Source organism: Natronococcus sp., from assembly GCF_047921035.1.
Classification (GTDB): domain Archaea; phylum Halobacteriota; class Halobacteria; order Halobacteriales; family Natrialbaceae; genus Natronococcus.
This window is the reverse complement of record NZ_JBLRWX010000016.1, coordinates 34,836-45,237: the sequence shown is the minus strand read 5'-3', so window position 1 is coordinate 45,237 and position 10,402 is coordinate 34,836. Positions and strand designations below refer to the sequence as shown.

General features: G+C 65.0%; 11 protein-coding genes. 7 read left to right on the top strand and 4 right to left on the bottom strand.

Going from position 1 to position 10,402, the window contains the following annotated elements:
* Positions 1–730, bottom strand: a 730-nt coding sequence (locus tag ACNA7R_RS05490) for an ABC transporter ATP-binding protein (RefSeq protein ID WP_416282554.1), incomplete at its 3' end; no start/stop codon positions are given.
* Between the two features lie 58 nt (positions 731–788).
* Complete coding sequence (locus tag ACNA7R_RS05485; protein WP_416282553.1) at positions 789–2,021, bottom strand: site-2 protease family protein; 1,233 nt, start codon at positions 2,019–2,021, stop codon at positions 789–791.
* 437 nt (positions 2,022–2,458) lie between these two features.
* On the opposite strand from ACNA7R_RS05485, the gene ACNA7R_RS05480 reads away from it, so the two are divergent.
* The 3 genes from ACNA7R_RS05480 to ACNA7R_RS05470 all read left to right on the top strand — a co-directional run bounded on the left by ACNA7R_RS05480 (position 2,459) and on the right by ACNA7R_RS05470 (position 4,325).
* Positions 2,459–2,686: a MarR family transcriptional regulator gene (locus ACNA7R_RS05480; protein ID WP_416282552.1), complete on the top strand. Its 228-nt coding sequence runs from the start codon at positions 2,459–2,461 to the stop codon at positions 2,684–2,686.
* 130 nt (positions 2,687–2,816) lie between these two features.
* On the top strand, positions 2,817–3,347 hold the full coding sequence (locus tag ACNA7R_RS05475) for a 50S ribosomal protein L16 (protein WP_416282551.1): 531 nt from the start codon (positions 2,817–2,819) through the stop codon (positions 3,345–3,347).
* Positions 3,348–3,440: 93 nt separating this feature from the next.
* Entirely contained in the window at positions 3,441–4,325 is an 885-nt protein-coding gene (locus ACNA7R_RS05470; RefSeq protein ID WP_416282550.1) for an ATP-grasp domain-containing protein, read from the top strand.
* Positions 4,326–4,393: 68 nt separating this feature from the next.
* Here ACNA7R_RS05470 and ACNA7R_RS05465 read toward each other — a convergent pair whose 3' ends face one another.
* Positions 4,394–4,789, bottom strand: a complete 396-nt coding sequence (locus ACNA7R_RS05465) for an Hsp20/alpha crystallin family protein (RefSeq protein ID WP_416282549.1) — start codon at positions 4,787–4,789, stop codon at positions 4,394–4,396.
* A 44-nt stretch (positions 4,790–4,833) separates the two neighbouring features.
* Positions 4,834–5,901 carry a type II glyceraldehyde-3-phosphate dehydrogenase gene (locus tag ACNA7R_RS05460; RefSeq protein ID WP_416282548.1) on the bottom strand — a complete coding sequence of 356 codons (1,068 nt, stop codon included), beginning with the start codon at positions 5,899–5,901 and terminating at the stop codon, positions 4,834–4,836.
* A gap of 267 nt (positions 5,902–6,168) precedes the next feature.
* Between ACNA7R_RS05460 and gap the strand changes: the two genes are divergently transcribed.
* From gap to ACNA7R_RS05440, 4 genes are all read left to right on the top strand, one after another.
* Entirely contained in the window at positions 6,169–7,239 is a 1,071-nt protein-coding gene (gap, locus tag ACNA7R_RS05455) for a type I glyceraldehyde-3-phosphate dehydrogenase (protein ID WP_416282547.1), read from the top strand.
* A gap of 47 nt (positions 7,240–7,286) precedes the next feature.
* Positions 7,287–8,495, top strand: a complete 1,209-nt coding sequence (locus tag ACNA7R_RS05450) for a phosphoglycerate kinase (RefSeq protein ID WP_416282546.1) — start codon at positions 7,287–7,289, stop codon at positions 8,493–8,495.
* Positions 8,496–8,550: 55 nt separating this feature from the next.
* The gene (locus ACNA7R_RS05445; RefSeq protein WP_416282545.1) at positions 8,551–9,513 is read left to right on the top strand and encodes an aminopeptidase; all 963 of its coding nucleotides are present in this window, start codon (positions 8,551–8,553) and stop codon (positions 9,511–9,513) included.
* A gap of 180 nt (positions 9,514–9,693) precedes the next feature.
* Positions 9,694–10,347 (top strand): HVO_0476 family zinc finger protein, encoded by a 654-nt coding sequence (locus ACNA7R_RS05440; protein WP_416282544.1) that lies wholly within the window; start codon positions 9,694–9,696, stop codon positions 10,345–10,347.
* Positions 10,348–10,402: the final 55 nt, after the last annotated feature.

Below are 10,402 nucleotides of genomic sequence, written 5' to 3'. Positions count from 1 at the left end.
GAGAGGGGGTGACCGCCGGCGCGTCCTCGAGGCGGACGGCGATGGTGTCGGTACCCCGCGTTTTCAAGTCGTCCGGCGTCGCGACGGTTACCTTCTGGCCCTCGTTCATGATCGCGACGCGGTCACAGAGGCGTTCGGCCTCCTCGATGTAGTGGGTCGTCAGCAGGACCGTGGTGCCCTCCTCGTTGAGTTCGGTTACCAGCTCCCAGAGGTCGTGGCGCAACTGGACGTCGACGCCGGCCGTCGGCTCGTCCAGGATGAGCAGGTCGGGCTCGGTGACGAGCGCCCGGGCGAGCAGCAGTCGGCGCTTCATCCCCCCGGAGAGCCAGTCGAAGCGCTCGTTTCGCTTGTCGTAGATCCCGACTCGCTTGAGCACCTCGTCGGCCCGCTCTCCGGCCTCGTCCTCGGGGATTCCGTGGTAGCCGGCCTTGTGCATCAGGACCTCGCGGATGGGGAAGAAGCGGTCGACGTTGAACTCTTGGGGAGCGAGCCCGATCGCGTCCCGGGCCTGCCGGTAGTCGTCCTCGACGTCGTGGCCGAAGACGCGAGCCTCGCCGCCCGTCTTGCGGACGAGTCCGACCAGCGTGTTGATGAACGTCGTCTTCCCGGCCCCGTTCGGACCGAGCAGCCCGAAGAACTCCCCTTCCTCGACGGTCAGCGAGAGCTCCTGCAGCGCGCGTAAGTCGCCGTACTCCTTCACGAGGTCCGTCGTCTCGATGGCCGGTGGCATCGCTGAACCCTCGGCCACGCCCGCGGTTAAGAATGTTGGATCGACGCCCGAGGGAGCCTCAGTCGCCCGCTCGAGGCTGGCTCGAGGGGTTGACGGCCCCGCTCTGCTGGACGATGTCGAAGGCGGTCATCACGTCCGACCGAGAGATCAGTCCCACCATGTCACCGCCGGCGTTCGGAGCCGGCTCGCCGAACGCGCTCTCGGAGCCCCACTCGTCCCGGCCCTCGACGACGAGGAGCCGTCCGATACCGTGTTCGCGCATCCGTTCGATCGCGGTCATCGCGTCCGAGTTCGGATCGATCGTCTTCAGGTCGGTCGTCATCACGTCCGAAACCGTGTACGCGTCGCGCTCGACGGGTTTGATGTCGCGGGCGTCCGACAGCGTCACCAGTCCCACGAGCCGTTCGTCGCCGAACCCGCCGGTTTCGACGACCGGGTAGCCGGTGTGTCGCTCGGTGAACATCCGCTGGATCAGGTCCGCGACCGACGCGTCCGGCTCGACGGTGTGGAGGTCACTCGCGGGCGTCATGATGTCCCGGACCGTGACGTCCTGGAACGCGGCCTTCATCGTCACCTGCTGGGCCTCGCTCGAGGCGGCGATGTAGACGAAGAAGGCGACGCCGATGAGGATGATGTTGAACGCGAACAGCCCGAACAGCCCCATCGCGATCGCGAACATCTTGCCGATGCTCGCGGCCTGCTGGGTCGCCCGCGCGTACGAGCGGCCGCGAGCGAGCAACGCGCGAAGGATCCGTCCGCCGTCCATCGGGAACGCGGGGATCATGTTGAAGATCGCGAGCGCGACGTTGAGCACGGCGAGGTAGCCGAGGACGAACCGCGCGCCGCCGAACGCCTCGGGAGTAACGAGAAAGAGCACGTAGGAGGCGACGCCGACGAGCACGGAGACGATCGGTCCGGCGATGGCGATGGTAAACTCCTGTCGCCAGTCCTCGGGCATCTCCGAGAGCGCGGCGATCCCGCCGAACAGCCAGAGCGTGATCGAGTCGATCGGAAAGCCGTACCGCTGAGCCGTCAGCGAGTGGCCGAGTTCGTGGAGGACGACGCCGACGAACAGCCCGACCGCCGCGGCGAAGCCGAGTATCCACGGAAGCGCGCCTCCGGTTACGTAGCCGACGTCGATACCGGCGCCGAGCACGTCGTTGAGAATGTCGGTGACGGGCCCGATCTGGACGCCGATGAGGTACGCAAATAGCGGGAGCACCAGCAAGAACGTCAGATCGAGCTTGATCGGTATCCCGAACAGGGAGCCGATCCGAAAGCTCTTCAACATACTGGGTGTTTCCGGTGGCAGACTCTTAAACACGCCGCCGTCATGGTGAGGCGACGGCCGGTTCGATCGGTTCGAACGACGTCGGAACGCCGCTGCCAACCGACGTTCCTCGACCGATGCTAATATTCCTTATACAGCTCGCCCCGGCATAAACAAAATTATTATTAATGGAGGACTTCTGACTGACCGTTGAGTAGAACGAACGAACGAAAGCGGTACCGGGCATCTAGTTACCGATACTAACCGATCGCCCTCTCTCGCTCCGACTCGGAAATCACTCCCTGATAACGGTCCAAAGGGCTGCTGCTTCGCTCCAGTCGGTTGTTATCCATCCGCACGAATAGACTATACTGATATAAGGCACCTTATATCCATTGAACTATATTGCTCAGGTGCACAATAGACTTATATGGAACCTCGATGTGGATCGTACTACGATGATGGAACAGCAACTCACCACGCAGCTCGAGCCGCTCCCGACCGAAATCGAATCCCCGCAGGCCAAACTCGTCTACCTCTACCTCGAGGCCAGCGGCGGTGCGACGGCGTCGGACCTGAACGAAGTTCTGGCGATGAAGAAGATCGGCGTCCTCTCGGTGCTGAACTGCCTCACCGCGGAGGGGCTCGTCGAGAAGAACGGCGCCGAGTACGTCCCCTGTAACTGAGCGACGATTTTTGACGTGCTGTCGGTCGACTCGCCGAGGAGTTCCGTCTGAACCCGCCGCTGGCGCGGACGTATCGGTTCGAAGGCTTTATCCCCACGGTAGGCCTGCGTTTTCGTAAGTAACCACAACCATGTCGGACAAACCCGCCTCAATGTACCGGGAGATCAGTAAGCCGGCTTACACGCGCCGCGAGTACATTACTGGGATCCCCGGATCGAAGATCGCACAGCACAAGATGGGCAACGTCAGCGCCGAGCCCGACGACTACCCCGTCCAGATCAGCCTCATCACCGAGGAGGAGGTCCAGATCCGCCACGGGAGCCTCGAGGCCTCGCGCCTGTCGGCCAACCGCCACATGCTCAAAAACGCCGGCGAGAACAACTACAAGATGATCCTCCGGAAGTTCCCCCACCACGTCATCCGGGAGAACAAGCAGGCGACGGGGGCGGGTGCGGACCGTGTCTCCGACGGGATGCGCCAGTCGTTCGGGAAGATCGTCGGTACCGCCGCACGCATCGACGCCGGCGAGCGCATCTTCACGGTCTGGTGTGACCTGGACGACGCCGACCACGCCAAGGAGGCGTTCCGTCGCGCGTACAACAAGATCTCGCCGCCGTGCCGTATCGTCGTCGAGAAGGGCGAAGAGCAGCTGGTTTCGTAACCCGGCCTTTTAGTTCGTCGTCCATAGATCGAGTGCGACGAGCCCTGGCTTCGGGTACGCAGATTTTTGCGTCTCTACTCCCGACTCTCGAGCATGATCGATCTCGCGGTCGCGAACGCCGAGGAGACGTTCGATCGGATGCGAGACCCCCTCGCCGAGCGCGGCATCCGCGCCCACCACGTGCCCGTCAGCGAGCGGATCGTTTCCTTGGGCGCGGATGCGCCCTGGACAGCCGACGAGTACGACGTCGGCTTCGTCTACCCCGGACGACCGATGGAGGGTGGCGTCGCCGACGCCCTGCTCGAGGTCCCCTGGCTCAACGACCGCCAGGCGATCCTCACCTCCCGGAACAAGGCGGAGGTCCTCGCGCGCCTCGAGCGAGCCGACCTGCCGGTGCCGAAGTCGGTGTACGTCTCGAACGACGTCGGCGAGGGCGAACTGATCGAGGCGTTCGACCGGTTCGAGCCACCGGTCGTGGTGAAACCGAACTCGACTACTCGCGGGGTCGGAGTCGCGAAGGCCCACGACCTCGATTCGTTTCTGGGGATCTGTGATTACCTCTCGCTGGTCCACGACTACCGGGCGACCGGGGATCGATCCTTTCTGGTCCAGGAGTACCTCCCCGACGCGACCGACTACCGGGTGATGGTCGTCGACAGCGAGTACGTCGGCGCGGTCGAACGTCGCCTTCCCGACGACGCGGTCCGCGAGGGCCAGTGGAAACACAACGTCCACCGCGGCGCGAAGGCGCGGGGGGTCGACCTCCCGGCGGAACGGCGTCGACTGGCCGAGTCGGTCGCCGACCGCCTCGAGATCCCGTTTCTCGGAGTGGACCTGCTCGAGACGGGCGATCGGGTCGTAGTCAACGAGACGAACGCCCGGCCGACGATCGACGAGGCGACGAAGTACGACCCGTCGTTTTACGACCGGCTGGCCGGAGTGATCTCCGAACGTGCCGGCGTCTCGAGGACTGGTTGACGACGTGCCGTCTCGGAAGGGGTTCGAGAACGAAAACCGGTGCCGACCGCGAGTCGACTCTCGTGTGCTTACTCGAGGCTGATTCCCGAGGAGTGTTCGGCCGACTCGAAGACGACCTCGAGGACGCCGTTGTTGTACGTCGCCGAGGCGCTGTGTTCGTTGACCCGCTGGGGGAGCGAGACGCGCTCGTCGTACTGGCGGTGGTCGCTCTGGGCCGAAATCGTGAGCGTCTTCCCGTCGCACTCGAGGTCGATGTTGTCCTTCTCGACGCCCGGAAGGTCGGCGACGACGCGGATCTCGTCGTCGGTTTCGTGGATGTCGACGTGGGTGTCCATCCCGAATCCGCTGTCGACGGCGCTCGAAGAGTCGAAATCGACGTCGGCACCGTTCATCATCTCGTTCATCATCCGCTCGATTTCCCGAAAGAGATCGTCGAAGGGTTCGTCGCGGTCGTCTCGTCGCATAGCTGGTGGTAGGGAAGGGACGGCCAAAAGCTTTCCCCGACGACTCAGTCGGCGGTCTGTCGATCCGCCATCCGCTTCTCAGGGTTGTCCAGCCGACTGAGACCGATTCCCAGCGTCTCGTTGGTGAGCGCCCGGCTCTCCGGGCCGTCGAGCAGCCCCGTCACCGAGCGGATCGCGTCGATGTTTTCGGGAACGACGTCCGACTCCTGGTGGATCGCCTGCATGCAGTAGAGGTCGCGTCCCTCGACGGTGATCGACTCCTCCCAGATGCAGTTCTCCCAGATATCGCCGCGGGGGCGGCCGGCGTCGAGCGCGAGGTCCTTGAGCGTGCCGGCGCCGTCGATCCCGGCGTAGTCGGGGATCATGAGCAGCCGGTCCTCCGCGCGCAGTCGGTCGCGGATCTCGTCGACGTCGTCCGGTTTCTCCTCGAGGGTGATGTTGACCGCGTGAACGTGCATCATCGTCGTCGGGACCTTGAGCCCGATCGTATCGATGTCGAGTTCGGGGAAGACGGTCTGGACGTCCGGGCCGTGGTGGGAGGGGATGGAGACGGGGTCCGGCAGGGCGTCGTTGATCGGGCCGCGTCCGGTCTGGTTCGGGTCGCCGCCGCGACGAACGAGCGTCGTCCGTACCTTCTCGATGCCGTAGTCCTCGTGGATCGGCGAGACGAGCCGCGAGAGGCCGGTCGTGTTACAGGAGACGACGCGAACGTAGTCGGCGTCGGTCGCCTCGTCGTAGTTCGCGCGGGCGTTGAAACTAACCTCCGCGATGGTCGCGTCCTCGCCGCCCTGGAAGAGCGCGGGGGTGTCGTGGCGCTCGTAGAGCGGTCGATTCTGTTCGCCGATTCCGGAGGGTGTGGCGTCGACGACGATGTCGCTGTCGGCGACGAGCTCGTCGACGGTGCCGGCGAGATCGATGCCGGCCTCGCGGAAGCCATCGGTTCGGTCCTCGTCGACCGCGTAAAGCGGATATCCGGCCTCGACCGCCCCGAGTGCAACGTAGTCGGGACTGACCTTGGCGACGCCGGCGACCTCCATGTCTGGCTGGGCTCGCACGGCGTCTGCGACGCGTTTTCCGATGGTTCCATAACCGTTGATTCCGACCCGGAGCATACGCGTCGACATCCACCGCCGACCGGCATAACTGTTTTGCAAGAATCTGATAGATGTTAACTCGAAATTGAGTTGTCTAGAACAGATCGGCCGGAGACTCGTGCTAACGAATCTCTCCGACGAACTTCTCAAAATCGATGAATTTTCTGTGATATGTGATACCACAGCGGGCCGTCCGGTTCTCGGTCACTCGAAATCCTTCCCTATCGTGAATCAACGTTTCGGAAGGGGCAACTGATTTAATCGTGGACCGCGTAGTACTCGAATATGAGTGAACATTCGTACGCGGAGAACGAGTTCGAGGGGACGCTCCGTATCGGACTCAACGGGTTCGGACGGATCGGCCGCAACGTCCTCCGGGCGTCGCTCGAGTACGACGACGTCGAGGTCGTCGCGATCAACGACGTCATGGACAACGACGACATGCGCTACCTGCTGCAGTACGACTCGGTCCACGGCCGCCTCGAGGACGTCACCCTCGAGGGTGACACCCTCACCGTCGAGGGCCGGGAGATCCGGCTGACCTCCGAGCGCGATCCGACTCAGCTGCCGTGGGACGAACTCGACGTCGACGTCGCCTTCGAGGCGACGGGGATCTTCCGTACGTACGACGAGGCCGCCCAGCATCTTGAAGCCGGCGCCGAGAAGGTACTGATCTCAGCGCCGCCGAAAGGCGAGAAGGAGGTCCAGACGATCGTCTACGGCGTCAATCACGACGAGTACGACGGCGAGGATGTCCTTTCGAACGCCTCCTGTACGACGAACTCGGTCGCGCCGGTCGTGAAAGTCCTCGACGACGAGTTCGGCATCGAGTCCGGACTGTTGACGACGGTCCACGCCTACACCGGCACCCAGAACCTGGTCGACGGCCCGCTCGACAAGCGCCGCCGTGGCCGCTCCGCCGCCGAGAACATCATCCCGACCTCGACCGGCGCCGCCATCGCCACCACCGAAGTGCTCCCCCAGCTCGAGGGCAAGCTCGACGGGATGGCGATGCGCGTTCCCGTTCCGAACGGGTCGGTGACCGACCTCACCGTCGACCTCGAGGAAGACGTCACCGAGGAAGAGATCGCCGACGCGATCCGATCGGCGGCCGACGACGAACTCGCTGGCGTATTAGGCTACACAGACGAGGAAATCGTCTCCCGGGACATCATCGGCCTGCCGTTCTCCTCGTACGTCGACCTCGAGTCGACGATGTCCCTCGAGGACGGTCTCGTGAAGGTGCTGACCTGGTACGACAACGAGTACGGCTTCTCGAACCGGATGCTCGACCTCGCGACGTACGTCGCCGCCGAGGCCGAAGCCGACGAGGCCGACGAAGCGGTCGCCCGCTGAGCAGCTGCCACTTTAACCTTTAAGCGCGTTCGACACGCCCTCTCGGTATGTTCAAGACGATCGACGATCTCGACGCCGAGCAGCGGCTGCTGGTTCGTCTCGACCTCAACGCGCCCATCGAGGACGGAACCGTCCAGGACAACCGCCGGTTCGCGCGCCACGCCGAAACCCTTCGAGAACTGCTCGAGGACGGCCACGCCGTCGCCGTGCTGGCCCACCAGGGCCGACCCGGTCGCGACACGTTCGTCTCGCTCGAGGCACACGCCGACATCCTCGCCGATCACCTCGAGCGGGAGGTCGACTTCGTCGCGGATACCTTCGGCGACGACGCCCTCGAGGCGATCGACGACCTCGAGAGGGGCGACGTGCTCGTCCTCGAGAACGCCCGGATGTGCGACGAGGAACTTCCCGAGGAGGAGCCCGAGGTCAAGGCCGACACCGAGTTCGTACGAACCCTCGCGCCGGAGTTCGACGCCTACGTCAACGACGCCTACTCGGCGGCCCACCGCGCCCACGCCTCGCTGGTCGGCTTCCCGCGCGTGATGGACGCCTACGCGGGTCGCGTGATGGAACAGGAGTACACCGCGAACTCGTCGATCCAGGAGCGGGAGTTCGACGGCACCGTCACGATGGCGCTCGGCGGTACCAAGGCCGAAGATCTGATCCCAGTTATTGAGGGCGTTGACGACACCGTCGACCGGTTCTGTCTCGGCGGCATCGTCGGTGAACTCTTCCTACGAGCCGCGGGGCACGACGTCGGCTACGACGTCGAGGGAACCGACTTCTTCGACGAGCAGTGGGACGAGCAACAGGAGACGATCGAACGCATCCTCGAGGAGTACGAGGACTCGCTGTACCTCGCGACCGATCTCGCCTACGAGGGTGAGGACGACGAGCGTGCCGAAACCGAGGTCGAGGGCCTCGAGAAGGAGACCTCGTACCTCGACGTCGGTTCCGACACTGCAGAGACGTACGCCGACCTGGTCCGTGAGTCGGAGGCCGTCTTCGTCAAGGGCGCGCTGGGCGTCTTCGAGGACGAACGATTCGCCGACGGCACCGTGGCGGTACTCGAGTCGATCGCCGAGACCGACTGCTTCTCGGTCGTCGGCGGCGGCGACACCTCCCGCGCGATCGAGATGTACGGGCTCGACGAGGACGACTTCGGACACGTCTCGATCGCCGGCGGCGCCTACGTCCGCGCGCTCACCGGCGAGCCCCTGGTCGCGATCGAGGCCCTCGAGGACGCGGCCGAGTAGCGTCCTCTTGTAACCGATAGCAAGACCTTTCGGCCCGCTGGTCCCAGCATCGGGTATGTCCGACCTTCGCGCGGCCGCCGAGACGGCCGTCCGACAGTGTCTCGCGCTCGAGTCAGACGAATCCTGCGCCGTCGTCACCGACGACAAACGGGAGCCGATCGGCGAGGCGATCTACGAGGTCGCGAGCGCGGTTACCGACGACGCCGTCATCGTTCGTTACCCGCCCGGCGAGACCCACGGGAGCGAACCGCCGGAACCCGTTGCAGCGGCGATGGCCGGCGCCGACGTCGTCCTCGCGCCGACGAGCAAGAGCCTGAGTCACACCCGCGCGCGCGGCGACGCGAACGAGGCCGGCGCCCGCGTCGCCACGCTGCCGGGGATCACCGAGGAGGTCTTTACGACCGGGCTGGACGCCGACTACGAGGCGATCGCCGCCCACTCCGCCGACGTGCGCGAGCAGGTCGACGGCGCCGGCGAGATCCGGGTCACCGCACCCGCTGGCACCGACATCACGTTCGGGATCGGCGACCGGGAGTTCCTCTCGGATACCGGGATCGTCCACGAGCCCGGCCAGATGTCGAACCTCCCCGCGGGCGAGGTGTTCGTCAGCCCCGAAACGGCCGACGGGACGTTCGTCGTCGACGGGACGATGCGACCTCACGGGTTGCTCGAGGACGGCCAGGAGCTTCGCTTCGAGGTCGAGGACGGACTCGTCACCGAGATTTCCGACGACGAGATCCGCGAGACGGTCGAGAACGCCGCTGAGGAAGTTGGCGACGCCGCCTACAACCTCGCGGAACTCGGCATCGGCACGAACGTCGCGGTCACCGACCTCGTCGGCTCCGTCCTGCTGGACGAGAAAGCGGGTGGCACGGTTCACATCGCGATCGGCGACGACGCGGGGATCGGCGGCGACGTCGATGCGCCGATCCACCTCGACGGGATCGTCCGGGAGCCGACGGTGTGGGCGGATGGGGAGGTCGTAGACCTCCCGACGGCGAACGGCGACGAGCCGTGAGCGGGCACCGTGATCGAGCTTCCCGGAACGAAGTGGGATCGCGCCGTCCTCGAGCGGGGACGCCGAATCGGAGCGGGTGACGACTCCGACGCGTCGGCACCGATCGGCGACGGTGCGAGCCAGTAACGGGTCCACACGCGGTCCAATCGCCTTTTACGGCCGTGGCGTCTACGGCGTGTTATGAACGACGTTCCAGACCGGATCCCGACGCCCTGTCCGTCGTGCTCGCCGGACCTCGAGACGGTCCACGAGGTACTGACGGCGGGCGGCGGGGCGCTTACGGTTCGCTGCAGCGAGTGCAGTCACGTCCACAAGGTACAGCCCGATCCCGAACGCGAAGTCACCCTCGACGTCGTCGTCTCTCAGGAGGGCGAGTCGTTCACCGCGAACGTCACCGCGCCCGAAGACGAGACCGTCGAGGTCGGCGACGAGTTCATTCTCGAAACCGACGAGGTGCTCTCGACGGTCCGGGTTACGAGCGTCGAACTCGGCGGCCACCGCCGCGTCGAGGAGGCCGACGTCGACGACGTCGAGACCGTCTGGACCCGCGAGGTCGACAACGTGGCTGTCAACGTCACTGTTCACCCGCAGGACGGCTCCCGGGACGACAGCCGGAGCATCACCGTCTACGTCCCCGGCGACTACGAGTTCGAGGTCGGCTCGATCGAGGAGTTCGGCGACGACGAGTTCGAGATCGACGCCTTCGTCGTCCGCAAGGACGCCTCGGGGTACGACCGGGACCGCTACGAGATGGAAGGCGACACGGGGATCGCGAAGGACCTCAAGCGGGTCTACGCCTACGACGAGCAGACCAGCGCCTGGTCGGCCTGGTAGTCGAACGGTCGTCCGAACGAAGAACTGGCATGCAGTTGCGTCCCACAGGCTATTG

What these genes read in the sequence shown, in the direction of transcription:
- ACNA7R_RS05485 (WP_416282553.1), bottom strand. Translation starts at nt 2,021, where the DNA reads ATGTTGAAGAGCTTTCGGATCGGCTCCCTGTTCGGGATACCGATCAAG.
- ACNA7R_RS05480 (WP_416282552.1), top strand. Translation starts at nt 2,459, where the DNA reads ATGATGGAACAGCAACTCACCACGCAGCTCGAGCCGCTCCCGACCGAA.
- ACNA7R_RS05475 (WP_416282551.1), top strand. Translation starts at nt 2,817, where the DNA reads ATGTCGGACAAACCCGCCTCAATGTACCGGGAGATCAGTAAGCCGGCT.
- ACNA7R_RS05470 (WP_416282550.1), top strand. Translation starts at nt 3,441, where the DNA reads ATGATCGATCTCGCGGTCGCGAACGCCGAGGAGACGTTCGATCGGATG.
- ACNA7R_RS05465 (WP_416282549.1), bottom strand. Translation starts at nt 4,789, where the DNA reads ATGCGACGAGACGACCGCGACGAACCCTTCGACGATCTCTTTCGGGAA.
- ACNA7R_RS05460 (WP_416282548.1), bottom strand. Translation starts at nt 5,901, where the DNA reads ATGCTCCGGGTCGGAATCAACGGTTATGGAACCATCGGAAAACGCGTC.
- gap (WP_416282547.1), top strand. Translation starts at nt 6,169, where the DNA reads ATGAGTGAACATTCGTACGCGGAGAACGAGTTCGAGGGGACGCTCCGT.
- ACNA7R_RS05450 (WP_416282546.1), top strand. Translation starts at nt 7,287, where the DNA reads ATGTTCAAGACGATCGACGATCTCGACGCCGAGCAGCGGCTGCTGGTT.
- ACNA7R_RS05445 (WP_416282545.1), top strand. Translation starts at nt 8,551, where the DNA reads ATGTCCGACCTTCGCGCGGCCGCCGAGACGGCCGTCCGACAGTGTCTC.
- ACNA7R_RS05440 (WP_416282544.1), top strand. Translation starts at nt 9,694, where the DNA reads ATGAACGACGTTCCAGACCGGATCCCGACGCCCTGTCCGTCGTGCTCG.